This is a genomic window from Kluyvera sp. EC_51 (assembly GCF_019584505.1).
GTDB lineage: Bacteria > Pseudomonadota > Gammaproteobacteria > Enterobacterales > Enterobacteriaceae > Kluyvera > Kluyvera sichuanensis.
On sequence record NZ_VDAG01000108.1, the window covers coordinates 30,102 to 54,592 of the forward strand.

A 24,491-nucleotide genomic window follows, 5' to 3' on the forward strand; every position below is an offset into this window, starting at 1 on the left:
CGACTTCTTTACACTTTTCTATAAAAATCAGTCCGTTGTTACTTTTCTTATCGATGAACCAGTGCCAGACTTAAACCCAACTGTGTTCAGAGCCGTTTGCCGGCTCATAAAGGGAGGTTATCGCTATGGTCCAGATCTACACGCTGACGCTCGCCCCTTCACTCGACAGCGCCACCCAAACGCCACAAATCTATCCGGAAGGTAAACTGCGCTGCAGTTCCCCTGTGTTTGAGCCCGGCGGCGGCGGCATTAACGTTGCCCGCGCAATTACCTTTCTCGGAGGCCGAGCTACCGCCATCTTCCCTGCCGGTGGTGCCACCGGCGAGCACCTGGTCGCCCTGCTCCAGCAGGAAAATGTTCCCGTTGAAAGTATCAATGCGCACGAGTGGACCCGCCAGAACCTTCACGTCCACGTCAATACCAGCGGCGAGCAATATCGCTTTGTCATGCCCGGTGCGACGCTCAACGAAGATGAACTGCATCAAATTCAGCAAAAGATCCTGCTGATTGCGCCTGACTCTCTGCTGGTTATCAGCGGCAGCCTGCCGCCCGGCGTTTCCCTGGAGCAGTTCACGACGCTCATTAAAACGGCTCAACACCATGGGCTGCGGTGCGTTATCGACAGCTCTGGTGATGCGTTGACCGCTGCGTTAGCCATTGGTCAAATCGAGCTGGTTAAACCGAATCAGAAAGAGTTGAGTGCGCTGGTCCAGCGTGAACTCATCCAGCCTGATGACGTCCGCAATGCCGCGCAGGAGATTGTCCGCAGCGGTAAAGCGCGTCGGGTGGTGGTGTCATTAGGGGCTCAGGGGGCGCTGGCAGTGGACGAGCAAAACTGCGTCCAGGTTGTTCCCCCGCCGATTAAAAGCCAGAGCACCGTGGGTGCGGGGGATAGCATGGTCGGCGCGATGACCCTGAAACTTGCTGAGCACGCTAGTCTTGAAGAGATGGTTCGCTTCGGGGTTGCCGCAGGCAGCGCTGCCACGATCAACCAGGGCACTCGCCTGTGCTCACGGGAAAATACCCAAAAAATCTACGATTATCTGCAACAGCACTAAATGTTCAAAAATCGGACTCGCGGAGCCCGCCGCGAGTCGCGAAATTGCCGTTATCGGCTATGCTAACAAAACTCCATTGTTAACAATGGTGTGCATCGCGATGGTGGAACCAACCATTGCCACGGGTGAGCCATCATGCGTTTGTCGCAGAAGGCATACGACCTTGCCTCTGCTTTCTACACTCTTTTTACCCGTTGTGCGGTCTAGCTCGTATTTTTACCCGGTCTTTATGCGCTAACCTTATGATATGGCAGAAAACATGGGGAGAGACATCATGTGGCAAGCGATCAGTAACCTGTTAGGCGAGCAACTTGGAAGTGGCGAAATCGATCAGCGTACTGAACTGCCCGGCGGAGAGATCCATGCCGCATGGCATATGCGCTATGCGGGTCGAGATTTTTTCGTCAAATGCGATGAACGAGAATTACTGCCCATTTTTACTGCGGAGGCCGACCAGCTTGAGCTGCTCTCTCGCAGCAAAACCGTGGCCGTCCCTGAAGTCTTCGTCGTCGGCTCCGATCGCGACTACAGCTTCCTGGTCATGGAGTATCTCCCGCCGCGTCCGCTGGATGCGCATAATGCTTTCTTGCTGGGGCAACAGTTGGCCCGCTTGCACGAATGGAGCGATCAGCCGCAGTTTGGTCTCGACTTCGACAACGACCTATCCACCACCCCGCAGCCCAACGCCTGGCAACGGCGCTGGTCCAACTTTTTCGCCGAACAGCGTATTGGCTGGCAGCTGGAATTAGCAGCAGAGAAAGGGATGGAGTTTGGGGATATCGATGCGATTGTCGACCACGTCCAGCAGCGCCTGAGTTCCCACCAGCCGCAGCCGTCTTTACTGCACGGTGATTTGTGGTCAAACAACTGCGCGCTGGGGCCAAACGGGCCATATATATTTGACCCTGCCTGTTATTGGGGAGACCGCGAGTGCGACCTTGCCATGTTGCCGCTGCATCCTGACCAGCCGCCGCAAATCTACGATGGCTATCAGTCCGTCTCACCGCTGCCGGCCGATTTCCTTGAACGCCAGCCGGTGTATCAGCTGTATACCCTCATTAACCGGGCCATTCTGTTTGGCGGGCAGCATCTGGTGATCGCGCAAAAGGCGCTGGATAACGTCCTTGCCGTATAACGACAAAGCCCCCTTTCGGGGGCTTTGCTTTAGTTCATCTGTACGCCCTTCAGGCGGAACTCAATATTCATAATCAGCCCCGTTCCCGGCTTACCAGATTCGTAGCGCCATTTGCGCATCGCCGTTTTCACGTCACGTTCAAACATGTTAGATGGCTGAGCGGAGAGAATTTCTACATTTTCAACGCGGCCATCGGCGGTCACGTCAAACTTCACTCGCACCTTGCCTTCAATACGTAATGCCTGCGCACGCGTTGGGTAACCCGGTTGCGGACGATTTAGCGCACGTGGGCCCGTTGGCGTATTCACCGAAGGCGCACTTGCCCCCGGCAGATTGTTAGCAACGGAACGCGCAGGCGGCGCATCGTTGTTCACCGTAGAAAGCGGACGCTGTTCAACCGGCTTAACTTCCGGTTTCGGCTGCTCGACCTTTTTCACCGGCTTCGGTTTAGGTTTCGGCTTAGGCTTCGGTTTATGAATAACGACCGGAGCCTGCGGTACTTCAGGGATCGGTTCCGGCTCTGGTTCGGGTTCAGGCTCGACGACCGGTTGTGGCTGAACCACCGCCTGTGGCGGCTCTAAATCGGCAGGCGCGACCATGGTAATGGTAATCGGCTGAGCGGGTGCGGGCAGTTCAATAACCTGATGTACCGAGGTATAAAGCAGACCAGCGACGACGGCACCGTGAATACCAACAGAGAGTAACGTCGGCCACGGAAAGCGGCGAGGTAAATCAAGGGTCATTGCAGTCATAGTCGTTACAGTTGAAAAATGAGACCCCGATTTTAAATGCAAATGACAATCATATTCAATAAGACATCTTATCTTCGATCAATTTTTTCCCCTTCCTGCCTAAAAAACCCCCGCCAAAACACAACTTTTCACGCCGCTAAAACTTTGCATTGCAGTCGCTGACGCTTTCCCTTACCGTAATTCGCAAATTATTTAAACAGGAGTTCCGCCCGTGCTTTACGTCATCTATGCCCAGGATATCGCCGACTCTCTTGAAAAACGTCTTTCCGTACGCCCTGCCCACCTCGCTCGCCTGCAGCTTCTGCACGACGAAGGCCGTCTGCTGACCGCAGGCCCAATGCCTGCCGTTGATAGCAACGATCCGGGCGCCGCCGGTTTCAGCGGTTCAACGGTTATTGCAGAATTTGAATCACTGGAAGCCGCGCAGTCATGGGCGCAGGACGACCCGTACGTTGCCGCGGGTGTATATCAGCAGGTTTCAGTAAAACCTTATAAGAAAGTATTTTAATAAAAGCAGGCTGGCACCTGCTTAAAAACTGAGGGCACCCTGACGGTGCCCTTTTTATATCATCAGAGATCGTAGATGGCGAACAGCAGGCAATTGCGCTGCCGACCGACAAGGCACTTTCTGATGGAGTGGATACGCATATTGCGGCGCGACTGAGCTTCCAGCCAACGCGACTTGCGACGGCTCGCTTGTCTCAGCATCCGCCAGCGTCCCACTTCCGGTCTACTACGCTTCATTTCTAACGCTCTTTCAAAAAAAGACGGACCATTATAGCCCCTCGCTTAGTGCTGACCAGCGCTTTCTCATGGTGTTTTTATTTGCCAGACGCCTCCTGATGCGTAAACTCTTAACAACTGGCATTCAAAAGGATTTTCGACATATGACAACCGTCTACACCGTAGTGAGTTGGATGGCAATTTTGGGGTATTGGTTGTTGATAGCCGGGGTAACGCTACGTATTTTAATGAAGCGCCGCGCCGTACCCTCAGCGATGGCCTGGCTGCTGGTTATCTATATTCTGCCGCTGGTTGGGATCATCGCCTACCTCTCTTTAGGGGAGCTCCATCTCGGTAAACGCCGCGCCGAACGCGCCCGCGCCATGTGGCCGTCGACGGCGAAATGGCTTAACGATCTCAAAGCCTGCAAACATATTTTTGCCGAAGACAACAGCCAGGTCGCCTCTTCGCTGTTCAAACTGTGCGAACGCCGCCAGGGCATTGCTGGCCTTAAGGGCAATCAGCTACAGCTGTTAACGGAATCCGATGATGTGATGCAGGCCATCATCCGCGATATTCAGCTCGCACGGCATAATATTGAGATGGTCTTCTATATCTGGCAGCCCGGCGGCATGGCCGATCAGGTTGCCGAGTCGCTGATGGCCGCTGCCCGACGCGGCGTGCACTGCCGCCTGATGCTCGACTCCGCCGGGAGCGTGGCATTTTTCCGCAGCCCATGGGCGGCGATGATGCGCAATGCGGGCATCGAAGTGGTGGAAGCCCTCAAAGTTAACCTGATGCGTGTTTTCCTGCGCCGTATGGACTTACGCCAGCATCGCAAAATGATCATGATTGATAACTATATTGCCTACACCGGCAGTATGAACATGGTCGACCCGCGCTTCTTTAAACAGGATTCCGGTGTCGGGCAGTGGATTGATCTGATGGCGCGAATGGAAGGCCCTATCGCCACCGGCATGGGGATTGTCTACTCCTGTGACTGGGAGATAGAAACCGGCAAGCGCATTTTACCGCCGGCCCCAGACCTCAACATTATGCCGTTTGAAGAGGCCAGCGGGCATACCATCCAGACCATCGCCTCAGGCCCGGGTTTCCCGGAAGATTTGATTCACCAGGCATTGCTGACGGCGGCATACTCTGCCCGTGAGTATCTGATCATGACCACCCCCTACTTCGTGCCGAGCGAAGACCTGCTGCATGCCATCTGTACTGCGGCTCAGCGTGGGGTTGATGTCAGCATTATTCTGCCGCGTAAGAACGATTCGGTGCTGGTAGGTTGGGCAAGCCGCGCCTTCTTTACTGAACTGCTGGCAGCTGGGGTGAAAATTTATCAATTTGAAGGTGGCCTGCTGCACACCAAGAGCGTGCTGGTCGATGGAGAACTGAGCCTGGTCGGCACCGTTAATCTTGATATGCGCAGCCTGTGGCTCAATTTCGAGATCACGCTGGTGATTGATGATGCCGGATTCGGCGCCGATTTAGCCTCCGTGCAGGACGACTACATTTCCCGCTCCCGGTTACTGGATGCGCGGTTATGGGTTAAACGTCCCTTCTGGCACCGCATTGCCGAACGTCTGTTTTACTTCTTCAGTCCGTTGCTGTAAAACGTGCCCAACAGAACTCAACAGGTAGCCATCATGGATATGGATTTAAATAATCGTCTTACCGAAGACGAAACGCTCGAGCAGGCTTACGACATTTTCCTCGAGCTGGCGGTTGATAATCTCGACCCCGCCGATGTTCTTCTGTTCAACCTGCAGTTTGAAGAGCGCGGCGGTGCCGAGCTGTTCGACCCCGCGGAAGACTGGCAGGAACACGTTGATTATGACCTGAACCCGGACTTCTTTGCGGAAGTGGTTATTGGTCTGGCGGACACCGACGGCGGCGAACTGAACGATATCTTCGCGCGCGTTCTGCTGTGCCGCGAAAAAGATCACAAGCTCTGCCATATTCTGTGGCGCGAATAAGTTATATGTTGATCAAAGGGCAGCGTAACGCTGCCCTTTTTTATGCCCCAAGCTCACGGGGAAGCGCTGTTCCACATCCATTGCAGTAACGCGCTTTCGGATCGTGATCTCGCTGTTTGCAGTGCGGACATACGCGTTCATGGCGGCGTTTTTGAAACTCGCTGGTCATCTGCGCGGTGATAATCCCGGTTGGGATAGCGATGACAGAGTAGCCGATTAAGATAAGAATCGAGGCCACCGTTCTGCCCGGTGCGGTATGCGGCGTAATATCGCCATAGCCAACCGTTGTCACCGTGACAATCGCCCAATACACCGAGGTGCTCAGCGTGGTAAAGCCGTTTACCGGCCCTTCTATGCCGTACATCAGCGCGCCCGCAACGACCATGACAATGCCAATAAAGGCGTAGAACAGAATCAACTGATGCCGCGAATTAACGATAGCACTCCACAAACTGTTCAGCGCAGGCATCAAGCGAAGCAGTTTCAGAATACGTAATACGCGGATCACGCGCATCGCGCGCCAGGCGAACAAATATTCCACGCCAATCTCTGGCCACAGTAAAATAACGTACAGCGGCAGAATGGTCGCGAGATCGATAAACCCCCAGAAGCTGAACACGTAGCGCGCCGGTTGCGGCCAGCAGCACACCCGCAGAAGGTATTCCAGGGTAAACATAAGGGTAAATCCGACTTCCAGCAGCATGAATGCATGCCATTCGTCGAACGTCAGATGGTAGGTTGTGCCAATCCCTGATTCGATAAAAATAACAATAACGCTTAAGAGCGCAAACAGTCCGCACAGCGCTTCAAACCGTCGGCCGGTGCGCGTACGTTGATCGAATAAGAAATGATAAAGACGATGGCGCAAAGCGCTAATAGCCACCACGTTATCTCCTCGTCAAAATAAAAGGGCTGGCAACTTGCCAGCCCTGACGATTATAACGGGTCAACCTTGAGACAGGAAACCGCGTGACGGAAACTCCCTTCCAGAAGTGGACGCGTTTTCGCACATTCTGGCCCTGCCAGCGGACAGCGCGTACGGAATACGCAGCCTGACGGCGGGTTAATCGGCGACGGCAGTTCCCCTTCCAGCAGTTGGATAGTTTTGTTCTGCTCTAGATCCGGGTCCGGAACCGGCACCGCGGACATCAGCGCCCTGGTGTACGGATGAAGTGGATTGTTGTACACCTCATCGTAGGTACCAAGCTCCACCGCGTGCCCCAGATACATCACCAGTACGCGGTCAGAGATATGCTTCACCACCGCCAGATCGTGGGCGATGAAGATAAGCGACAGCCCCATCTCACGTTGCAGTTGCTGCAGCAGGTTCACCACCTGCGCCTGGATTGAAACGTCCAGCGCCGACACCGGCTCATCACAGATGATCAGCTTCGGCTCGAGGATCAGCGCGCGGGCAATACCGATACGCTGACACTGACCACCGGAAAACTCATGCGGGTAACGGTTGACGAGGTTCGGCAGCAACCCCACCTTCATCATCATGGTTTTCACTTTATCGCGCACTTCCTGACGCGGCATCTTCGGATAGTAGGTGCGCAGCGGTTCGGCGATGATCTCGCCGATGGTCATACGCGGGTTCAGCGAGGCCAGCGGATCCTGGAAAATCATCTGGATATCGCTACGCACGGCGCGCCACTCATCCGGTTTCATTCCCAGCAGGTCTTTACCAAGCCAGGCCACTTTGCCTTCCGTTGCCTTCACCAGGCCGATAATGGCGCGCGCGAAGGTTGACTTCCCGCAGCCTGACTCACCCACCACGCCCAGCGTTTCGCCTTCATACAGACGCAGGGTCACGCCGTCGACTGCTTTCAACGTTTTTGGCGGCTGCCAGAACCACTGTTTCCCATCTTTGATCTCGAAGTGGACCTTTAAGTCCGCAATTTCGAGCAGCACTTTTCTTTCGTCAGTCACGGCGCTCATACCAGTTCCCCCACGTTTCTAAAGCAGGCACGTAAACGGCCCGGCGCAAACTCTTCCAGCGGCGGCGCGCTATTGCAGGCCTCCATCGCATGTGGACAGCGAGGTTGGAACGGGCAACCGGTCGGCAGGCGCAGCAGGTTTGGTGGGTTACCAGGGATAGTCAGCAGCGACTCACCCTCGGCATCAAGACGTGGAACGGCATTCAGCAAGCCAATAGAATACGGGTGTGCAGGCTGATAGAACACATCGCGCGCCTTACCGTATTCCATGGTCCGCCCGGCGTACATCACCAGCACCTTATCGCAGATCCCGGCAACAACGCCCAGATCGTGGGTGATCATGATAATCGCCGTATTGAACTCGCGCTTCAGCTCGTTCAACAAGGTCATAATTTGCGCCTGAACGGTCACGTCCAGCGCGGTGGTTGGTTCATCGGCAATCAGCAGTTTTGGTCGACACAGCAGCGCCATGGCGATCATCACGCGCTGACGCATACCGCCGGAGAACTCGTGCGGGAACATTTTCATGCGCTTACGCGCTTCCGGCATTTTGACCGCGTCCAGCATTCTGACCGACTCTTCAAACGCTTCGGCCTTGCCCATGCCTTTATGCAGCATCAGGACTTCCATTAACTGCTCGCCGACGCGCATATACGGGTTCAGCGAGGTCATTGGGTCCTGGAAAATCATCGAGATCTGCTCGGCGCGCAGCTTGTTAAGCTGATGTTCAGGCAGGTTAAGGATCTCTTTACCGTTAAACAGCGCCGAACCGCCAATACGCCCGTTACTGGCCAGCAGCCCCATCAGCGCAAACGCAGTCTGCGACTTACCGGAACCCGACTCGCCAACAATCCCCAGCGTTTCGCCCGCACGCAGGCTGAAGTTGAGGTCGTTCACGGCGGTCACATCGCCGTCCGGGGTTTTAAAGGTGACGCGCAGGTCTTTAACGCTAAGCAACCGCTCAGATGCCGTTGCCGTTTCAATTGTGCTCATGGCAACTCTCCTTAACGGTCTTTCGGGTCGAGGGCATCACGCAGGCCATCGCCGATAAAGTTAAAACAGAACAGGGTCACAACCAGGAATCCCGCCGGGAACAGCAGCAGCCACGGCGATACTTCCATTGAGTTCGCGCCATCGCTTAATAACGCACCCCAGCTACTCAACGGCTCCTGGGTACCCAGGCCGAGGAAGCTCAGGAAGGATTCAAACAGGATCATGCTCGGCACCAGCAGCGAAGCGTAAACCACCACCACACCCAGCACGTTCGGCACGATATGGCGAACCACGATATTGACGGTCGATACACCGCCGACCTGTGCCGCTTCGATAAACTCCTTGCGCTTAAGACTGAGGGTCTGGCCACGCACGATACGCGCCATATCCAGCCAGGACACCATCCCGATAGCCACGAAGATCAGCAGGATGTTTTGCCCAAAGAAGGTCACCAGCAGGATCACAAAGAACATGAACGGGAAGGAGTTGAGGATTTCCAGCAGGCGCATCATCACCGAATCGACTTTACCGCCCAGATAACCGGACAGTGAGCCATACAACGTGCCCACAATCACGGCCACCAGCGCCGCAGCGATCCCGACCATCAGGGAAATACGCCCACCGATAGCGACGCGAACCAGCAGGTCACGCCCGGAGGAGTCGGTGCCGAAGTAGTGCCCTGAGGCCATATCCGGCGCGTTGGACATCATGCCCCAATCGGTGTCGAAGTAGGAGAACTGCGACACGACAGGTGCCAACGTTACGAACAGTGCAATCAAGACCAGCACAACCAGGCTGGCAACCGCCGCGCGGTTGTGCATGAAGCGTCGACGCGCATCCTGCCAGAGGCTACGCCCTTCAACTTCCAGCTTCTCACTGAAGTTTTCCAGCGCCTCGCTGTTTTTTTTACTTAACATCATGGCGAACTCCAGCCTTAGTAACGGATTTTCGGGTCAATCACGGCGTAGAGTACATCTACCACCGCGTTAAACAGGATCGTCAGTGCGCCAACCAGAATGGTCAGGCTCAACACCAGGGAGTAATCGCGGTTAAGCGCCCCGTTAACGAACAGCTGTCCAATCCCCGGCAAACCGTAGATTGTCTCGATAACCATCGAACCGGTAATGATACCGACGAAGGCTGGCCCCATATAAGAAAGCACCGGCAACAGCGCAGGTTTTAACGCATGGCGGAAAATAATCCGACGCATCGGTAACCCTTTCGCCCGTGCGGTACGGATGAAGTTTGAATGTAAAACCTCAATCATTGAGCCGCGGGTAATACGCGCAATGCTGGCAATATAGGCCAGAGAGAGCGCTACCATCGGCAGGATCATGAATTGAATCGCCCCGCCGTTCCAGCCCCCACCGGGTAGCCAATGCAGCGTGATCGCGAATATCATCACCAACAGCGGTGCGACAACGAAGCTCGGTATGACCACCCCGGTCATTGCCACCCCCATTACCGCGTAATCCCATTTGGTGTTCTGTTTTAAAGCCGCAATAACCCCGGCAGTCACTCCGAATATAACGGCCAGCAGGAACGCCGCGGCGCCCAATTTAGCCGATACAGGGAAGCTCACCGCCACCAGATCGTTAACGGTATAATCTTTGTATTTAAAGGAAGGGCCGAAATCACCGTGAGCAAGCTGCTTCAGGTAATTACCGTACTGAACCAGAATTGGATCGTTTAAATGATATTTCGCTTCGATGTTCGCCATCACTTCCGGCGGGAGCGTACGCTCACCCGTAAACGGGCTTCCCGGCGCAAGGCGCATCATAAAGAAGGAAATAGTAATAAGAATAAATAGCGTCGGAATCGCTTCCAGACAGCGGCGTAATATAAATTTTAACATTGCCCGTACCTTCTGGCATGTGCCTTTGCACTGCTCTCAAATAAGACACGATGGGGCGAGCCAGTACTCGCCCCACGTATTGCCATTAATGCTTGATAACGTAGAGATCTTTAGTATAAACGTTATCCATCGGGTCTTTACCGGTGTAGCCGCCAACCCATGGTTTCACCAGACGGGCGTTCACATAGTAATAGACCGGTACGATCGCGGTATCTTTATCCAGCTGTTGTTCAGCTTTCGCATACGCGGCAGTACGCTGCTCTTCGTTAGACGCTTTCACTGACTCAGCCATGATCTTATCGAACGCTTCGCTCTTATAGTGCGCAGTGTTCATAGAGCTACCAGACAGCATGGTGTTCAGGAAGGAAGTTGGTTCGTTGTAGTCCGCACACCAGCCAGCGCGTGCTACGTCGTAAGTCCCCTGGTGACGCGTGTCGAGGAAGGTTTTCCATTCCTGGTTCACCAGCTTCACTTCTACGCCCAGGTTTTTACGCCACAGCGAGGCCGCCGCAATCGCCAGCTTCTTGTGCAGATCGGAAGTGTTGTACAGCAGGTTGAAGGTCAGCGGCTTATCCGCGGTATAGCCCGCTTCGGCCAGCAGTTTCTTACCTTCTTCGTTACGTTTTTCCTGTGACCACTTGAACCATTCTGGTTCGGTCAGCTTCGCGCCATCGGTATACGGAGGGGTATAACCATAGGCTGGCAGGTCGCCCTGGCCTTTCACTTTGTTGGCGATAATATCGCGATCCAGACCCAGCTTCAGCGCGGTACGAACACGTGCGTCGGTAAACGGTGCTTTCTGGTTGTTAATTTCATAATAATAAGTACACAGATACGGATCGACGTGAACTTCGTTCGGGATCTCTTTTTTCAGCTTCTGGAACAGTTCAATTGGCAGCTGGTTATAGGTCATATCCAGCTCGCCGCTACGATAGCGGTTAACGTAGGTAACTTCAGAAGACGTTGGCAGCCAGGTGACTTCATCAACGACGGTTTTGGCGTTATCCCAGTACTGTGGGTTACGTTCCATCACGATACGCTCGTTAACAACCCAATCTTTCAGGGTGTATGCGCCATTGGTCACGATGTTGCCAGGCTGGGTCCATTTTTCGCCGAATTTTTCAATCGCTGGCTTGTAGACCGGAGACATTGCTGGGTTAACCAGCAGTTTATAGAAGTAAGGCACTGGCTCACTCAGAGTGACTTCCAGCGTGTGGTCATCTAACGCTTTCACGCCCAGCTCGCTCGGCGCTTTTTTGCCGTCGATAATATCATCAACGTTCACGATATGACCGTACTGCGGATAGCTGGCGTATGGGGATGCGGTTTTCGGATCCACCAGACGCTGCCAGCTATAGACGAAATCTTGTGCGGTAACCGGTTGGCCGTTAGACCATTTAGCGTCTTTACGCAGATGGAATGTCCAGACTTTAAAGTCTTTATTATCCCAGCTTTCTGCAACGCCCGGAATCGGGTGACCGTCTTTCGGAGAGGTATTCAGCAACCCTTCGAACAGGTCGCGGCTAATATTTGCCTCTGGAACGCCTTCAATTTTATTCGGATCGAGGGACTGTGGTTCTGCACCACTGTTACGCACCAGCGTCTGCTTGCTTGCCAACTGTACGCCTGCAGGAACATCTGCAGCCATGACATTACCCGCGATCAGTGCGGTAAGAATGCCTGCCGCAACCAGGCTTTTTTTTGTGATGATGGACATTGTGTTGATACTCCGTTCATTATTATTACTGACTCACGCCAGCCTGTTTAATCCCGTTTCGGGTTCCCGTACAGCGCAGGAGATTTTTGCGTCTGCCGGGTCGTTTTACTGCTGCTATCACCGACTTTTTTATTACGGTTGCTCTTATTGGCAACCTGACGTCGATTCATTAAAAGCTTCCCCCCTGTCGGGAAACTTTTCTTATCCGTTAATAACTGCTTACAACCAGAAACAGTTACCGTTTACAAAATTTTATCTTGCGAATAACTCAGGCCGGAAAGTACCAAATGCCTATCACTGCCGCCAATATAATTTGCAAATTTGTTAAGCAATTCTCTTTTGCTCAACATACTGTGCGCTGCCCGGTAGCGTAATCGCAAAATTAACCTATCTGAAATCAATATTTTTCAATTAGATAGATTAAAACCAGCGCCCTGCACATGTGCGCTCTGCAAAGGTGTGCGTTTTTTGTACGAAAATTTAACAGTTGCTTATTTTTTAGCACATAACTCTGCGTTGAAACTGAAATTACTAATATCATTTCAATTATCTAACAGCAAGCGCCAGAGTATGGTGTGAGAGAAATAACATATGAGTTGCTGAGAAAGCAGACAGGTGGAGAGAGTATCTGATTGATTAAAGTCAATTTTTTAAAACATTCAAATTAATTATGTATAGCTTACAACAAAAGTTTAAGAATATGTTTTTCCGATAGTCACGGCGGTAATCGCGACCACAACGCCACTACCGCCGCAGCATAATTAACCGACCAGGCCGGGAAAGATAGATTTGATGCCGGTCACAATAAACTCAATACCGAGCGCCATCAGCAGCAGACCCATTATACGCGTCACCACGTTGATCCCCGTCTGCCCCAGCATACGCACTAACCACGGCGAAATACGGAAAATCCCCCAGCAGCAGTATGCAAACAGCGCGATGGACAGCGAGAAGCCAAGTAAATAAGGAAGAGAGTGGAAGCGCGTACCCCACACAATGGTCGAACTGATCGCCCCCGGCCCGGCCATTAACGGCAAAGCCAGCGGTACCACACCCAGGCTTTCGCGCACCGAGGTTTCCGATTTCTCCTGCTTATTCTGTTTGTCCTCTCCTAGCTTGCCGCTAATCATCGACATCGCGATGCTCACCACCAGAATCCCACCGGCGATGCGGAAGGAATCAATGGAGATCCCAAACAGTTGCAGAATCAGGTCGCCAAGGAATAAAGACGTCAGCAGGATAATGGCGACGGAAAGGCTCGCCGTCAGGTTGGTTTTATTTCGCACCATCGCCGTCTGATTGCTCGTCAGACTGATGAAAACAGGAATCAGCCCCACCGGGTTGACCAGCGCAAACAGGCCGATAAAGAACTTAAAGAAGATAGGAAAATCAAACAGCGTTTGAATCACGTTAACCCCAGAGCATCATTAAAAGTTAGTAGTTGACGAACGGCAAACCATAATTTGCGCTGACAATACCCTGTTTAGGCTTTAGGTTCATCTGAATTATCCATAAAACCGGGTACAAAACAGAGTGTTACCGAGTTGTATAAAATATGCTAATGTTAAGCCCACAACTACTCACGATTGATTAACGGCATTTATAATTTGCTAAAAGCGCCCTGCTGAAAGGTGTCAGCTTGGCTTAAACTTGATTTAGATCATGCAAATCGTACTCAGAAGTGGGTAATCTGCTTACACCGAAAGGGAAACGCCTTCATAAAAATAGCGTATCCTGGCCGGTGAGCTCCTTGGCTAAATCGAAGCTCTTTTAGTAAATCAGTGAATCAGTTCGTGGATAACACCTTGTTTCCTTAACTTTTTCGCCAGCTGCAGGCGATTTGTCTATACTGACTTGTCGAGCAGATGATTCACTAAAAAAGTTTAACATTATCAGGAGAGCATTATGGCTGTTACTAATGTCGCTGAACTTAACGCACTCGTAGAGCGCGTAAAAAAAGCCCAGCGTGAATATGCCAGTTTCACTCAAGAGCAAGTTGACAAAATCTTCCGCGCCGCCGCTCTGGCCGCTGCAGATGCTCGAATCCCTCTCGCAAAAATGGCCGTTGCCGAATCCGGCATGGGTATTGTTGAAGACAAAGTGATCAAAAACCACTTCGCTTCAGAATATATCTACAACGCCTATAAAGATGAAAAGACCTGTGGTGTTCTGTCTGAAGACGACACTTTCGGTACCATCACCATTGCTGAACCAATCGGCATCATCTGCGGTATCGTACCGACCACTAACCCAACTTCTACCGCTATCTTCAAATCGCTGATCAGCCTGAAGACGCGTAACGCCATCATCTTCTCTCCGCACCCACGTGCTAAAGATGCAACCAACAAAGCAGCAGATATCGTTCTGCAGGCTGCAATCGCTGCTGGCGCACCAAAAGATCTGATCGGTTGGATTGACCAACCGTCTGTAGAGCTGTCCAATGCACTGATGCACCACCCAGATATCAACCTGATCCTCGCGACCGGTGGTCCAGGCATGGTTAAAGCAGCATACAGCTCCGGTAAACCAGCTATCGGCGTAGGCGCAGGTAACACTCCTGTGGTTATCGACGAAACCGCTGATATCAAACGTGCTGTGGCATCTGTTCTGATGTCTAAAACCTTCGATAACGGCGTAATCTGTGCTTCTGAACAGTCCGTTGTTGTTGTTGACTCCGTTTACGATGCTGTTCGCGAACGTTTCGCAAGCCACGGCGGCTACATGCTGCAGGGCAAAGAGCTGAAAGCCGTTCAGGACATCATCCTGAAAAATGGCGCGCTGAACGCCGCTATCGTTGGTCAGCCAGCATACAAAATTGCTGAACTGGCGGGCTTCACCGTACCGGCAACCACTAAGATCCTGATTGGTGAAGTGAAAGTGGTTGACGAAAGCGAACCGTTTGCACACGAAAAACTGTCTCCAACTCTGGCGATGTATCGTGCAAAAGACTTCAACGATGCTGTTGAGAAAGCTGAGAAACTGGTTGCGATGGGCGGTATCGGTCATACCTCTTGCCTGTACACCGACCAGGACAACCAGCCAGAACGCGTTGCTCACTTCGGTCAGAAGATGAAAACCGCGCGTATCCTGATCAACACCCCTGCTTCCCAGGGTGGTATCGGTGACCTCTACAACTTCAAACTCGCACCTTCCCTGACTCTGGGTTGTGGTTCATGGGGTGGTAACTCCATCTCTGAAAACGTTGGTCCTAAGCACCTGATCAACAAGAAAACCGTTGCTAAGCGAGCTGAAAACATGTTGTGGCACAAACTTCCGAAATCTATCTACTTCCGTCGTGGCTCACTGCCAATCGCGTTAGATGAGCTGATTACCGATGGCCACAAACGCGCGCTGATCGTGACCGACCGCTTCCTGTTCAACAATGGCTACGCAGACCAGATCACTTCTGTACTGAAAGCAGCTGGCGTTGAAACTGACGTGTTCTTCGAAGTTGAAGCTGACCCGACTCTGACCATCGTTCGTAAAGGTGCAGAGCTGGCGAACTCCTTCAAACCAGACGTGATCATCGCACTGGGCGGCGGTTCCCCGATGGACGCAGCCAAAATCATGTGGGTCATGTACGAACACCCAGAAACTCACTTCGAAGAACTGGCGCTGCGCTTTATGGACATCCGTAAACGTATCTACAAGTTCCCGAAAATGGGCGTGAAAGCGAAAATGGTTGCTATCACCACCACTTCCGGTACCGGTTCTGAAGTGACGCCGTTTGCGGTAGTAACCGACGACGCAACTGGCCAGAAATACCCACTGGCTGACTACGCGCTGACTCCAGACATGGCGATTGTTGATGCCAACCTGGTTATGGATATGCCGAAGTCCCTGTGTGCTTTCGGTGGTCTGGATGCGGTGACTCACGCCCTGGAAGCTTACGTTTCCGTGCTGGCTTCCGAGTTCTCCGACGGTCAGGCTCTGCAGGCTCTGAAACTGCTGAAAGAAAACCTGCCAGCGTCCTACCATGAAGGTTCTAAGAACCCGGTAGCTCGTGAGCGCGTTCACAGTGCAGCCACCATCGCAGGTATCGCGTTTGCGAACGCCTTCCTGGGTGTATGTCACTCCATGGCGCACAAGCTGGGCTCTCAGTTCCACATTCCTCACGGTCTGGCGAACGCCCTGCTGATCAGCAACGTTATTCGTTATAACGCGAACGACAACCCAACCAAACAGACTGCATTCAGCCAGTACGACCGTCCACAAGCACGTCGTCGCTACGCTGAAATCGCTGACCATCTGGGTCTGTCTGCACCGGGCGACCGTACCGCAGCGAAAATCGAAAAACTGCTGGGCTGGCTGGAAGAGATCAAAGCTGAACTGGGTATTCCTAAGTCTATCCGTGAAGCTGGCGTACAGGAAGCTGACTTCCTGGCACACGTTGACAAACTGTCTGAAGATGCGTTTGATGACCAGTGCACCGGTGCTAACCCGCGTTACCCACTGATTTCTGAACTGAAACAGATCCTGATGGATACTTACTACGGCCGTAACTTCGTAGAAGGCGCTGTAGAAGAGAAGAAAGAAGCCGCTCCAGCTAAAGCAGAGAAAAAAGCGAAGAAATAATCCGCTCATTTCTGGCTGAAAAGCGAAATGAACAAGCCCCATCATTGATGGGGCTTTTTTTATGCCTGATAAACGGTATAAAAAAAGCAACACGTTCCCTGCCCGTCTCTAAAACGGCAGGAAACGCATCAGGAAGGGATTAACAAGAACGGCAGGTATGATTGTGTTGATCCTGGATAACGGCCAGAGAGCCCTCTTCCAGCGCTTCTTTGTAATGCTTACGGCAAACGGAGACATAGCGCTCATTACCGCCAATCACCACCTGCTCACCTTCGTTGTAGGGACGCCCTTCTTGATCGAGGCGCAGCACCATGCTGGCCTTACGCCCGCAGAAGCAAATCGTTTTTAATTCAACCAGCTTATCAGAGAGCGCCAGCAGGTACTGACTACCGCTAAACAGTTCGCCACGGAAATCGGTTCTTAGGCCATAGCACAATACCGGAATATCCAGATTATCCACCACGTCAGAGAGCGCGTAGACCTGCTCACGCGTCAGAAACTGGCATTCATCCACCAGCACGCAATTAACCGCCTCACGAGCGTTCTCAGCGTTAATTTCATCGAATAACTGGCTGTTTTGATTAAACAGCTTTGCAGGCGATGAGAGGCCAATACGCGAACTGACCTTACCCGCACCAAAGCGATCGTCTATTTCAGCGGTATAAACGATGGTGCGCATCCCCCGCTCCTGGTAATTGTACGACGACTGTAAAAGTGCCGTCGATTTGCCCGCATTCATTGCTGAGTAGTAGAAATAAAGTTGTGCCATTGGCTGAGGAGTCCTAATCGATGCGTTTTTTAAACGGAGCGCAGTGTACCATATTAGCCCCCTGGCTTCCTGTGTCATCTGGACGTTATGTATACCTCCACATAGGGAGAATCACAGCGTACGGGTATACACGACGCTGACTGAGAATATTAAACAATACCTCAACGCCGTCTTGCATAATGTTGCAGCACCCCCCCGTAACATCATCATTCAACTGAACTATTTAATCGTTTGCCCCCCTGCGCGCACGTAGGTGTAATGATCACAGGGTAAAAAAATAGCTAGCCAGATTAATAGTTGAAAAGATTAATGAGTTCAGCAGAGAAAATGTGATCCACCACAATTTGTGTAGCGAAGTCCTTACCATTGTTATCTGCAAATTAAACGTAACTTTCCGAAAATAACATCGTCATAACTATGGACATAACCCCGCAGCCCCGTATACCGTACGACGCAATTGCCCTTTTCATCCATTGAACTTACTTACCGTGCGTATACAATTTATCGCCGCGTGCTATCAATCAAATAGATGAATGAAGGTTAGCAGCAGAAAGCCTGGAGGGCACAAAGCGGTAAGGATCCATCCCCTTTATCCACGATAAAACCGTGTTCGGCAAAGGATGCATTCTGGCTAATACATAAGGTTGATATTTATCCATACGGAGTATATTTATGTGGGTAAACCGTCCTGCATCCCGCGTGTAATCACGTGTTGCCCTTCAACAATAAGCGCAGCGCGGCAGTGGGTGTTCGTCAGCAATTTAACTTATACATATTAAATATCGTACCAAATAACAGGTTATTTTGAATTCCTTACATTCTTCCCTATTGCACAACTGATTTTATCGCTCTATTATTACCTCAACAAACCACCCCACAATATAAGTTTGAGATTACTACAATGAGCGAAGCACTTAAAATTTTGAACAACATCCGTACTCTTCGTGCGCAGGCAAGAGAATGCACCCTTGAAACGCTTGAAGAAATGCTGGAAAAATTAGAAGTTGTTGTTAACGAACGTCGTGAAGAAGAAAATGCGGCAGCTGCTGAAGTTGAAGAGCGCACTCGTAAACTGCAACAATATCGCGAAATGCTGATTGCTGACGGTATTGACCCGAACGAACTGCTGAATAGCATGGCTGCTGCTAAAGTTGGCACTAAAGCTAAACGCGCTGCTCGTCCGGCTAAATATAGCTACGTAGACGAAAACGGCGAAACTAAAACCTGGACTGGCCAGGGCCGTACTCCAGCAGTTATCAAAAAAGCAATGGAAGAACAGGGCAAATCCCTGGACGATTTCCTGATCTAAGGTTAATCCATCCTGCTTCGTAAAAATCCCGCTTCGGCGGGATTTTTTATATCTGAAAAACACCGGCGATGATAACAAGCAGGCATAATGGCGCTCGTTTTTTATCCATTAGTGTTATTCAGATATAAAAAAGCCGGGTTTCCCCGGCTTTAGCAACATTCGTTAAATTACTTCGCAACGCCCAACGTGTCTTGCAGCCAGGCTTTGAAATCTTCGCCCAGCGTATTGTGGCGAATACCGTATTCAACAAACGCCTGCATATAACCGAGTTTATTCCCACAGTCGTGGCTTTTGCCTTTCATGTGATACGCTTCAACCGTTTCTTTTTCGATCAGCATATCAATAGCATCGGTTAACTGAATTTCGTCGCCGGCACCCGGAGGGGTTTTTGCCAGCAGCGGCCAGATTTCAGCGCTCAGGACATAGCGACCAACCACGGCCAGGTTAGACGGCGCAACGTCCGCTTTTGGCTTCTCAACCACGCCAACCATCGGGACGCTATCGCCTGGGTTCAGAGCGGCACCTTTACAGTCAACCACACCGTACGCCGTCACGTCTGCTACCGGCTCAACCATGATCTGACTTGCGCCAGTTTCATCGAAACGCGCAATCATATCAGCAAGGTTGTCACGGCTCAGATCGGATTCATATTCATCCAGAATCACGTCTGGCAGAATAACCGCAACGGGTTCATCACCCACGACCGGATGCGCACACAGCACCGCATGGCCCAGGCCTTTCGCCAGCCCCTGACGCACCTGCATGATGGTCACGTGTGGTGGACAGATAGACTGCACCTCTTCCAGAAGCTGACGTTTTACGCGCTTCTCCAGCATGGCTTCAAGCTCGAAGCTGGTGTCAAAGTGGTTTTCAATGGAATTCTTGGAAGAATGGGTAACCAGTACAATTTCAGTGATACCAGCTGCAATACACTCGTTCACAACATACTGAATTAAAGGCTTATCCACCAACGGCAGCATTTCTTTAGGGATTGCTTTCGTTGCTGGCAGCATCCTTGTACCTAATCCCGCCACCGGGATTACAGCCTTTCTTACTTTCGAATTTAGGGCAGCCATTCAAATCTCCTGAACTGTTCAAACTTTGAACTTGCTCGTTAATTAATAACGCAATAAGTATATCATCACAGCCACATGAGGCTGCTCCGAAAAGAATGCGTTAACCTCGAATTAAGATTAATACTCGAAGAAGTCGAGCTGTAGGAGGGAACGCCGCTCATAAACTCAGGTTACAGATTGAAACACTGTCACAAAAGTAATGAACCTGACCAACGCACCAGCACGCTGAAACATGACGAGTATATCCACATCAATTTGCCAGATAGTATCACTACGGCAGATAAGCTGTTAAAGCTATCCCTGTAAAAAAATGCGTTTGCTCATTCCGCAGACAACATTAAGCGTAAACGGCCGCCATTACCCCAAATCTGACACTGCCATGAAGCGCAGCGTTGACTTATTTGATTGAGATAGGCCGTTCCTAACGTCCCCAAAGGAACGCCATTGCTTATTTGTATTTGATGCTCACCGGTATTTAAGGTTCCATTCAAACCGGCCGACACGAGGATAAGATTTTTTAATCCGCTATGGTAATAACCAACCAACAGTGGGAACTGACCTGGAAGATTTGCCTGGCGAAGAAGTTGGTTGACCTGTTTTAACAAACTGCCCAATTCCGGCAACCGTTGCCCCTGGTGGGAAAGCTGCTCCTGAAGCAGGCCATTAAAAAGCACGCGAAGTAATAACGCCGCCAGCACGCCATTATCCCCTGCCCGGGTGACATCCAGGCAATAAAAAGCCAAATCGTGTTCTGATAGCGGCGCAATATCGAGCACCAACCCCGGCGCGTCCACCGCCATTAATTGGCGATAATTTATACGACAGCGTGAAATAACCTGCTGAACCGGCGGCTGCAACTCCTGTAAGAGCTTAGCCGCGGCAGCAGGATTGTTAACCAACGCGTCCCAGTCTTCAAATAACCGCTCTTCTTCTTCTACCCGGGAATTAAACATATTGGGATAAAGACAGGCCAGCACCGTCTCACGCAGTCGGTTCAGGTCTTTCACCGGTTTTAATAAGACGTCCTGTACGCCAAGACGTAGCGCTTTGGCAATATCGGCCATATTTTCAGTGGCGGAAATAATCAGGATTGGAATCTGCTCACCGGCGTTGCGGACGTGCTCTACCAGCTGCAGCCCATTCATGCGGGGCATCGCGAGATCGCAAATCATCAGGTCAGGTTTTTGCAGCGCCATCTGCGCCAGAGCGTCGACGCCGTCCTGCGCCACCAGCGTTTTCGCGCCCAGTGACGAAAGCCATGAGTCCATAAGTGAGCGGAAAACGGGTTCGTCTTCGACTATCAAAATCTGTTTTCCCGCCAACGGCTGCGTCATGATGTCTCCCCTGCCCGACGATAATTAAATAGTGGCATGCTATTGTGATAATCGCCTGTCAGAATATGCTGAAGTAGTCGAAAAAAATGCCTTAAGTCGAACTCTGTACCAAAGGCAAAAGCTCATCTGTCTTTTTTTCAACCGCTTGTTGACCCGCGGCTATTGCAGATGAGGCTCGATGAAAATCCAGTGTCGAGATCTGGGGGCAAAACGGCTGTAATAAAATATCCGGCGGGTCACCCGCCATGCGGTTTCGCTTAAGTCTGTTTTCCAGAACCTGGATTGAGGTCGTCATGATTTCCATCGCCGTCGGCGCTACCACCGAACGACGCGCTGCGGCGCGACCGAGTCGGGCACGCAGACGCTCATGCCATGATAGCTCATCTGCTGATTCATTCATCTCTTCATCGGGCTGAATATGGACGGACAGGAGATCCTGCTGCATAAGATGTGCGTCATGTTGCAAATCAACCGCTATCACAATATCGGCACCCAGCGCACGGGTCAGCGAAACGGGAACCGGGTTAACCACCGCGCCGTCAACCAACCAGTAGCCGTTATGTAGCACCGGCGCCATCAAGCCTGGGATGCTGCAGGATGCGCGTACCGCCATGTGCAGGTCGCCTTCGGTAAACCACAGCTCACGCCCGGTACTCAGATTAGTCGCTACCGCCGCAAAACGCCTCTCGCACTGTTCAATCACTTCATTAGGCATGATTTGCCGATACTGATTAAACACCCGCTCGCCGCGTAAAAGCCCACCGCGCCGCCAGGAGAGATCCATCAGGCGCAAAACGTCCCAGTAACTGAATGAACAGACCCACTCTTCCAGTTGAGGAAGCCGGTTGCTGGCATACGCCGCCCCGACCAGTGAACCGATGGAACACCCTGCAACAATATCAATCTCGATGCCCATCTTCTGTAGCGCTTTAATGACCCCAATATGTGACCAGCCTCGCGCAGCTCCTGAGCCTAATGCCAGGCCAATTTTGATTTTTCTCATTGCGACCGATGAACATCCTCTTACTGATAGCGTGGCATCATTGCCAGCGCTCGGTTAACATAGTGCTATCGGGCGTTAAAACGCCGTTAATTATCGATTCAGGAGTTGTCTTTGTCTGAACAGTGCCCTTGTGGCAGCGCTCTCGAGTATAGCTTATGTTGCCAGCGTTATCTGTCCGGTAACGAATGTGCCGCCGAGCCGTCACTGCTGATGCGCTCGCGCTACACTGCCTTTGTTAAGCGGGATGCCGATTACCTGGTGAAAACCTGGCATCCCTCCTGTCAGGCTGGAACCTTCCGCGACGACATCCAGAACGGATTTGGTCAAACCGAATGGCTGGGGCTGACCGTCTTCGCGACCGAGCCAGGCCGTTCGCCTGATGAAGGCTTTGTCAGCTTCGTGGCCCGTTTTCGTGAAAATAACAAGAATGGTGCCATCATTGAGCGTTCGCGATTCTTAAAAGAAAACGGCCAGTGGTACTATATTGATGGCACCCGTCCATTAATTGGCAGAAATGACCCCTGCCCCTGTGGCTCAGGGAAAAAATTTAAAAAATGCTGCGGGCAATAAGCCCGGAACAGCTTCGCAAACATCATCAACAGGATTTACCCGGCAATGCATTCCATTCAACGTAAAGTTCTTCGCACCATCTGCCCTGACCAAAAAGGGCTTATCGCGCGTATCACCAATATCTGCTACAAGCACGAGCTGAATATCGTGCAGAACAACGAGTTTGTCGATCACCGTACCGGTCGCTTCTTTATGCGTACCGAGCTGGAAGGCATCTTTAACGACTCCACCCTGCTGGCAGACTTAGACAGCGCGCTGCCGGAAGGCTCCGTTCGCGAATTAAATCCAGCCGGTCGCCGTCGTATCGTGATTCTGGTCACCAAAGAGGCTCACTGCCTTGGCGATCTGCTGATGAAGGCCAACTATGGCGGCCTGGACGTCGATATCGCTGCCGTGATTGGCAACCACGACACGCTGCGTTCGCTGGTTGAGCGTTTCGGTATTCCATTCGAGCTGGTCAGCCATGAAGGGCTAGCGCGTGAAGAGCACGACAAGCTGATGGCGGATGCCATTGAAGCGCACCAGCCGGACTACGTGGTGCTGGCGAAATATATGCGCGTGCTGACGCCTGAATTCGTTTCTCGCTTCCCGAACAAGATTATCAACATCCACCACTCGTTCCTGCCAGCGTTTATCGGTGCGCGTCCGTACCATCAGGCCTACGAGCGCGGCGTGAAGATTGTTGGCGCTACGGCGCACTACGTGAACGATAATCTGGACGAAGGCCCAATCATTATGCAGGACGTGATTCACGTCGATCACACCTACACGGCGGAAGATATGATGCGTGCCGGCCGCGACGTGGAGAAAAACGTTCTCAGCCGTGCGCTGTACCAGGTATTAGCACAGCGCGTCTTCGTGTACGGTAACCGAACGATTATTCTTTAATCGCTAGCGAAATGAATTGATTAGCTTTAATCCGTTACGGACAAAAAGCATGCAAACAGTTCATTTTCGGTAAACGAATGCTTTACAGCGGCGCGTCATTTGATATGATGCGCCCCGCTTCCCCAGAAGGAAGCAGGCCAGTAAAACCAAGCTTTACCCCGTGGTGGGGTTCCCGAGCGGCCAAAGGGAGCAGACTGTAAATCTGCCGTCATCGACTTCGAAGGTTCGAATCCTTCCCCCACCACCATTATTCACTACAGCGATGTAGTTACCTCGGTGAGCAATGCAGATGTTTGCACTTATCGGGGAAGGGTGAGAACCTTCGATTAAGGTTCGACCCGAGCGAAAGCGAGAGAACGTTGCCAAAGGCAACGGCCCGAAGGGTGAGGAGCGAAGCGACGAATAATCCTTCCCCCACCACCATCTCCAAGCTTTACCTACAATTTGAATTACCCCTGGTGGGGTTCCCGAGCGGCCAAAGGGAGCAGACTGTAAATCTGCCGTCATCGACTTCGAAGGTTCGAATCCTTCCCCCACCACCATCTTCTTTAGTACCTCATCTAATATTAAAATCCCCCTTAGTTATCTCTTTTAATTTTCTAAATCTATTTGTCTCTCTGCCATATTTATCCCGGCGGCGCTGCGCTTGGCCGGGCTACAAATGCGTTAATGTTCTTGAAGCCCGGCCAAGCGCAGGTACAAACCGGAAACATAGGTAACACTTTAGACCGGATACATGGGTAACAGTTATAACTGGCATAGAAGAGGAGACTCGCTATGCCCTGGACTGAGACCCGACCTATGCA

Annotated in this window: 23 protein-coding genes, 2 tRNA genes and 1 other RNA gene; 12 read left to right on the forward strand and 14 right to left on the reverse strand. The window is 51.8% G+C overall.

The features are described 5' to 3' along the window. The first annotated feature begins 125 nt into the window (after window positions 1–125). Together pfkB and FHC49_RS21360 are read left to right on the forward strand one after the other, a co-directional pair. Window positions 126–1,058, forward strand: coding sequence for a 6-phosphofructokinase II (gene pfkB / locus FHC49_RS21355; protein WP_220440813.1), 933 nt, complete (start codon window positions 126–128; stop codon window positions 1,056–1,058). Between the two features lie 274 nt (window positions 1,059–1,332). Then, entirely contained in the window at window positions 1,333–2,193 is an 861-nt protein-coding gene (locus FHC49_RS21360; RefSeq protein ID WP_185668620.1) for a fructosamine kinase family protein, read from the forward strand. A gap of 29 nt (window positions 2,194–2,222) precedes the next feature. On the opposite strand, the gene tonB is transcribed toward FHC49_RS21360, so the two are convergent. Further along, a complete protein-coding gene (gene tonB / locus FHC49_RS21365) occupies window positions 2,223–2,936 on the reverse strand; it encodes a TonB system transport protein TonB (protein ID WP_220440820.1) in 714 nt (237 codons plus the stop codon). Between the two features lie 220 nt (window positions 2,937–3,156). Here tonB and FHC49_RS21370 point away from each other — a divergent pair, with 220 nt between their 5' ends. Then, on the forward strand, window positions 3,157–3,453 hold the full coding sequence (locus FHC49_RS21370) for a YciI family protein (protein ID WP_064545104.1): 297 nt from the start codon (window positions 3,157–3,159) through the stop codon (window positions 3,451–3,453). 62 nt (window positions 3,454–3,515) lie between these two features. Here the strand turns inward: FHC49_RS21370 and FHC49_RS21375 are convergent, their stop codons facing one another. After that, a complete protein-coding gene (locus FHC49_RS21375; RefSeq protein ID WP_123652457.1) occupies window positions 3,516–3,689 on the reverse strand; it encodes a YciY family protein in 174 nt (57 codons plus the stop codon). A gap of 143 nt (window positions 3,690–3,832) precedes the next feature. Between FHC49_RS21375 and cls the strand changes: the two genes are divergently transcribed. Next, window positions 3,833–5,293: a cardiolipin synthase gene (gene cls, locus FHC49_RS21380; RefSeq protein WP_185669960.1), complete on the forward strand. Its 1,461-nt coding sequence runs from the start codon at window positions 3,833–3,835 to the stop codon at window positions 5,291–5,293. Between the two features lie 33 nt (window positions 5,294–5,326). Continuing rightward, window positions 5,327–5,656 carry an HI1450 family dsDNA-mimic protein gene (locus tag FHC49_RS21385; protein ID WP_185669961.1) on the forward strand — a complete coding sequence of 110 codons (330 nt, stop codon included), beginning with the start codon at window positions 5,327–5,329 and terminating at the stop codon, window positions 5,654–5,656. Between the two features lie 40 nt (window positions 5,657–5,696). Here FHC49_RS21385 and FHC49_RS21390 read toward each other — a convergent pair whose 3' ends face one another. From FHC49_RS21390 to FHC49_RS21420, 8 genes are all read right to left on the reverse strand, one after another. Further along, window positions 5,697–6,539, reverse strand: a complete 843-nt coding sequence (locus tag FHC49_RS21390; RefSeq protein WP_317983868.1) for an ion transporter — start codon at window positions 6,537–6,539, stop codon at window positions 5,697–5,699. Window positions 6,540–6,592: 53 nt separating this feature from the next. Beyond that, window positions 6,593–7,597 carry a murein tripeptide/oligopeptide ABC transporter ATP-binding protein OppF gene (gene oppF, locus FHC49_RS21395; protein ID WP_220440814.1) on the reverse strand — a complete coding sequence of 335 codons (1,005 nt, stop codon included), beginning with the start codon at window positions 7,595–7,597 and terminating at the stop codon, window positions 6,593–6,595. After that, window positions 7,594–8,589: an ABC transporter ATP-binding protein gene (locus FHC49_RS21400; protein WP_220440815.1), complete on the reverse strand. Its 996-nt coding sequence runs from the start codon at window positions 8,587–8,589 to the stop codon at window positions 7,594–7,596. The genes oppF and FHC49_RS21400 overlap by 4 nt, the downstream gene beginning before the upstream one ends. An 11-nt stretch (window positions 8,590–8,600) precedes the next feature. Beyond that, complete coding sequence (gene oppC, locus FHC49_RS21405) at window positions 8,601–9,509, reverse strand: oligopeptide ABC transporter permease OppC (RefSeq protein WP_185669965.1); 909 nt, start codon at window positions 9,507–9,509, stop codon at window positions 8,601–8,603. Window positions 9,510–9,523: 14 nt separating this feature from the next. After that, window positions 9,524–10,444: an oligopeptide ABC transporter permease OppB gene (gene oppB, locus FHC49_RS21410; RefSeq protein WP_035896056.1), complete on the reverse strand. Its 921-nt coding sequence runs from the start codon at window positions 10,442–10,444 to the stop codon at window positions 9,524–9,526. A gap of 85 nt (window positions 10,445–10,529) precedes the next feature. Further along, entirely contained in the window at window positions 10,530–12,161 is a 1,632-nt protein-coding gene (oppA, locus tag FHC49_RS21415) for an oligopeptide ABC transporter substrate-binding protein OppA (RefSeq protein ID WP_185669966.1), read from the reverse strand. A gap of 47 nt (window positions 12,162–12,208) precedes the next feature. Continuing rightward, entirely contained in the window at window positions 12,209–12,331 is a 123-nt protein-coding gene (locus tag FHC49_RS24490; RefSeq protein ID WP_255581436.1) for a hypothetical protein, read from the reverse strand. A 591-nt stretch (window positions 12,332–12,922) separates the two neighbouring features. Continuing rightward, window positions 12,923–13,570: a YchE family NAAT transporter gene (locus FHC49_RS21420; RefSeq protein WP_220440816.1), complete on the reverse strand. Its 648-nt coding sequence runs from the start codon at window positions 13,568–13,570 to the stop codon at window positions 12,923–12,925. 496 nt (window positions 13,571–14,066) lie between these two features. Between FHC49_RS21420 and adhE the strand changes: the two genes are divergently transcribed. Then, window positions 14,067–16,736 carry a bifunctional acetaldehyde-CoA/alcohol dehydrogenase gene (gene adhE, locus FHC49_RS21425; protein ID WP_185669968.1) on the forward strand — a complete coding sequence of 890 codons (2,670 nt, stop codon included), beginning with the start codon at window positions 14,067–14,069 and terminating at the stop codon, window positions 16,734–16,736. Window positions 16,737–16,875: 139 nt separating this feature from the next. Here adhE and tdk read toward each other — a convergent pair whose 3' ends face one another. Continuing rightward, window positions 16,876–17,505 carry a thymidine kinase gene (gene tdk, locus FHC49_RS21430; RefSeq protein WP_185669969.1) on the reverse strand — a complete coding sequence of 210 codons (630 nt, stop codon included), beginning with the start codon at window positions 17,503–17,505 and terminating at the stop codon, window positions 16,876–16,878. A gap of 901 nt (window positions 17,506–18,406) precedes the next feature. Here tdk and hns point away from each other — a divergent pair. After that, window positions 18,407–18,814: a histone-like nucleoid-structuring protein H-NS gene (gene hns / locus FHC49_RS21435; protein WP_185669730.1), complete on the forward strand. Its 408-nt coding sequence runs from the start codon at window positions 18,407–18,409 to the stop codon at window positions 18,812–18,814. Window positions 18,815–18,981: 167 nt separating this feature from the next. Here the strand turns inward: hns and galU are convergent, their stop codons facing one another. The 3 genes from galU to rssA all read right to left on the reverse strand — a co-directional run bounded on the left by galU (window position 18,982) and on the right by rssA (window position 22,227). Further along, window positions 18,982–19,890 carry a UTP--glucose-1-phosphate uridylyltransferase GalU gene (gene galU / locus FHC49_RS21440; protein WP_185669729.1) on the reverse strand — a complete coding sequence of 303 codons (909 nt, stop codon included), beginning with the start codon at window positions 19,888–19,890 and terminating at the stop codon, window positions 18,982–18,984. 320 nt (window positions 19,891–20,210) lie between these two features. Beyond that, window positions 20,211–21,224, reverse strand: coding sequence for a two-component system response regulator RssB (rssB, locus tag FHC49_RS21445; protein ID WP_220440817.1), 1,014 nt, complete (start codon window positions 21,222–21,224; stop codon window positions 20,211–20,213). Window positions 21,225–21,315: 91 nt separating this feature from the next. Further along, window positions 21,316–22,227: a patatin-like phospholipase RssA gene (gene rssA / locus FHC49_RS21450; protein ID WP_185669727.1), complete on the reverse strand. Its 912-nt coding sequence runs from the start codon at window positions 22,225–22,227 to the stop codon at window positions 21,316–21,318. A gap of 111 nt (window positions 22,228–22,338) precedes the next feature. Between rssA and FHC49_RS21455 the strand changes: the two genes are divergently transcribed. The 5 genes from FHC49_RS21455 (at window position 22,339) to FHC49_RS21475 (ending at window position 24,227) form a co-directional block, all read left to right on the forward strand. Continuing rightward, entirely contained in the window at window positions 22,339–22,797 is a 459-nt protein-coding gene (locus FHC49_RS21455; RefSeq protein WP_220440818.1) for a YchJ family protein, read from the forward strand. Between the two features lie 45 nt (window positions 22,798–22,842). Next, entirely contained in the window at window positions 22,843–23,685 is an 843-nt protein-coding gene (gene purU / locus FHC49_RS21460; RefSeq protein WP_185669725.1) for a formyltetrahydrofolate deformylase, read from the forward strand. Window positions 23,686–23,847: 162 nt separating this feature from the next. Beyond that, a tRNA-Tyr gene (locus tag FHC49_RS21465) sits at window positions 23,848–23,932 on the forward strand. Between the two features lie 44 nt (window positions 23,933–23,976). Further along, window positions 23,977–24,108, forward strand: a non-coding RNA gene (locus tag FHC49_RS21470) — RtT sRNA. 34 nt (window positions 24,109–24,142) lie between these two features. Beyond that, window positions 24,143–24,227, forward strand: a tRNA-Tyr gene (locus FHC49_RS21475). Window positions 24,228–24,491: the final 264 nt, after the last annotated feature.

Excerpts from the sequence above, each read along its gene's own strand:
- hns (WP_185669730.1), top strand. The coding sequence starts at position 18,407 with ATGAGCGAAGCACTTAAAATTTTGAACAACATCCGTACTCTTCGTGCG.
- FHC49_RS24490 (WP_255581436.1), bottom strand. The coding sequence starts at position 12,331 with ATGAATCGACGTCAGGTTGCCAATAAGAGCAACCGTAATAAAAAAGTC.
- oppB (WP_035896056.1), bottom strand. The coding sequence starts at position 10,444 with ATGTTAAAATTTATATTACGCCGCTGTCTGGAAGCGATTCCGACGCTA.
- pfkB (WP_220440813.1), top strand. The coding sequence starts at position 126 with ATGGTCCAGATCTACACGCTGACGCTCGCCCCTTCACTCGACAGCGCC.
- FHC49_RS21400 (WP_220440815.1), bottom strand. The coding sequence starts at position 8,589 with ATGAGCACAATTGAAACGGCAACGGCATCTGAGCGGTTGCTTAGCGTT.
- purU (WP_185669725.1), top strand. The coding sequence starts at position 22,843 with ATGCATTCCATTCAACGTAAAGTTCTTCGCACCATCTGCCCTGACCAA.
- tdk (WP_185669969.1), bottom strand. The coding sequence starts at position 17,505 with ATGGCACAACTTTATTTCTACTACTCAGCAATGAATGCGGGCAAATCG.
- FHC49_RS21360 (WP_185668620.1), top strand. The coding sequence starts at position 1,333 with ATGTGGCAAGCGATCAGTAACCTGTTAGGCGAGCAACTTGGAAGTGGC.
- galU (WP_185669729.1), bottom strand. The coding sequence starts at position 19,890 with ATGGCTGCCCTAAATTCGAAAGTAAGAAAGGCTGTAATCCCGGTGGCG.
- rssB (WP_220440817.1), bottom strand. The coding sequence starts at position 21,224 with ATGACGCAGCCGTTGGCGGGAAAACAGATTTTGATAGTCGAAGACGAA.
- oppC (WP_185669965.1), bottom strand. The coding sequence starts at position 9,509 with ATGATGTTAAGTAAAAAAAACAGCGAGGCGCTGGAAAACTTCAGTGAG.
- tonB (WP_220440820.1), bottom strand. The coding sequence starts at position 2,936 with ATGACCCTTGATTTACCTCGCCGCTTTCCGTGGCCGACGTTACTCTCT.
- adhE (WP_185669968.1), top strand. The coding sequence starts at position 14,067 with ATGGCTGTTACTAATGTCGCTGAACTTAACGCACTCGTAGAGCGCGTA.
- rssA (WP_185669727.1), bottom strand. The coding sequence starts at position 22,227 with ATGAGAAAAATCAAAATTGGCCTGGCATTAGGCTCAGGAGCTGCGCGA.
- oppA (WP_185669966.1), bottom strand. The coding sequence starts at position 12,161 with ATGTCCATCATCACAAAAAAAAGCCTGGTTGCGGCAGGCATTCTTACC.
- cls (WP_185669960.1), top strand. The coding sequence starts at position 3,833 with ATGACAACCGTCTACACCGTAGTGAGTTGGATGGCAATTTTGGGGTAT.
- FHC49_RS21375 (WP_123652457.1), bottom strand. The coding sequence starts at position 3,689 with ATGAAGCGTAGTAGACCGGAAGTGGGACGCTGGCGGATGCTGAGACAA.
- oppF (WP_220440814.1), bottom strand. The coding sequence starts at position 7,597 with ATGAGCGCCGTGACTGACGAAAGAAAAGTGCTGCTCGAAATTGCGGAC.
- FHC49_RS21385 (WP_185669961.1), top strand. The coding sequence starts at position 5,327 with ATGGATATGGATTTAAATAATCGTCTTACCGAAGACGAAACGCTCGAG.